The 1,445-nt window shown below is 52.0% G+C and carries 1 protein-coding gene; it reads left to right on the top strand.

The window, feature by feature from the left end; all coding sequences use genetic code 11:
* The first annotated feature begins 51 nt into the window (after positions 1–51).
* Positions 52–1,418, top strand: a protein-coding gene (locus GHO32_RS26010) for an IS3 family transposase (protein ID WP_153337027.1) whose coding sequence is annotated in 2 segments (ribosomal slippage) — positions 52–532 and positions 532–1,418 — 1,368 coding nt in all. Because the reading frame shifts where the segments join, the coding sequence is not laid out codon by codon here.
* Positions 1,419–1,445 lie beyond the last annotated feature (27 nt).

The raw sequence follows: 1,445 nt of genomic DNA, 5'->3' as shown, positions 1-1,445 counted from the left end.
TGAACTGCCCCCAAAAAGTTGGACACCCATCCAACTTTTTGGGTTTTCAACATGAACAAGTACACAGAGCAATTTAAGCTCACCGCCATCAAGGCCTATCTCGAGGGCAGCAAGGGGCTGCGTACGGTCGCCCAGCGATTCGATATCGACGTCAGCCTGCTCCGCCGCTGGGTCTCAAGCTATAAGCTCCATGGCTCGATCAGCCCTCGTAAACGCGGCCAACCTTACAGCGCGAGCTTCAAACGTAACGTTGTTGAGTACAAGCGCGCACACCATCTATCTCTTCGTCAGGTCGCTGCGCACTTTGGCCTTGGTCAATCATCTCAAGTAGGCATTTGGGAGCAGCAGTACTACAGTGGCGACCTTGAATCGCCAACCATCGCAAAAAGAAGAAAGTCTGTCGTAATGACGAAGAAGCCCAAACCCGCTGTGCCCGAAGATAAAGACGATGCACTGAAACCGCGTGAGCAGTTGATGGCTGAACTTGAATACCTGCGCATGGAGAACGCCTACCTAAAGGAGTTGGAGGCTTTGCAGGAACAGAAAAGACGACGGCAACCGAAAAAACCCTAATCGTCTCGAAACTGAAAAGCGTATTCCCTCTGGCGGATCTACTGAAGCTGGCGGGTGTGGCGCGCAGTACGTTTTACTATCAAGTCCAGGCACAACAGCGCCCAGATAAGCACGCCTCTCTCAAAGAGCTGGTACAGCGTGTGTATGACCAGGAGAAAGGCCTTTATGGGTATCGGCGCATTACAGCTGTGATCAGGAGCTTGGGCACTTTGGTCAACAAAAAGCTCGTGGAGCGGTTGATGGTTGAGCTGGGACTGCGTTCGATTGTGCGCCCCAAGAAGTATCGCTCGTATCGAGGGGCTGTCGGCAGGACCGCACCGAATCTATTGGAGCGCAACTTCATTGCTCAGCGCCCTAACCAGAAGTGGGTAACGGACGTTACAGAGTTCAAGGTTGCTCAGCAAAAGCTCTATCTTTCGCCTGTTATGGATTTGTACAACCGCGAAATCGTCGCGTATGAAATGGCAACCCGGCCCTGCCTGGAGCTGGTCGACAATATGCTGGATAAGGCTTTCAAGCGTTTGCAGAGCGAGCCAAAGTTGGTCATCCACTCTGACCAAGGATGGCATTACCAGCACTCCCAATACCGCCATAAACTGGCCAAGCTCGGGGTTAAACAGAGCATGTCGCGCAAAGGAAACTGTCTGGACAATGCCGCGATGGAAAGTTTCTTTGGTACGCTGAAATCCGAGTTTTTCTACTTGAAGCGATTTGAAAGCGTTGAGGCGCTGAAGGCGGGGCTGGATGAATACATCCATTATTACAACCATGACCGCATCAAACTAACACTCAACAGCCTAAGCCCTGTGGGATACAGGACTCAGGCTGCGCTGGGCGCTAGTTAATCTGTCCAACTTTTGGGGGGCAGTTCA

Source organism: Pseudomonas sp. FSL R10-2189 (assembly GCF_009600325.1).
Classification (GTDB): domain Bacteria; phylum Pseudomonadota; class Gammaproteobacteria; order Pseudomonadales; family Pseudomonadaceae; genus Aquipseudomonas; species Aquipseudomonas helleri.
The sequence above is the reverse complement of the archived record's forward strand: the minus strand, read 5'-3'. Positions and strand labels throughout refer to the sequence as shown.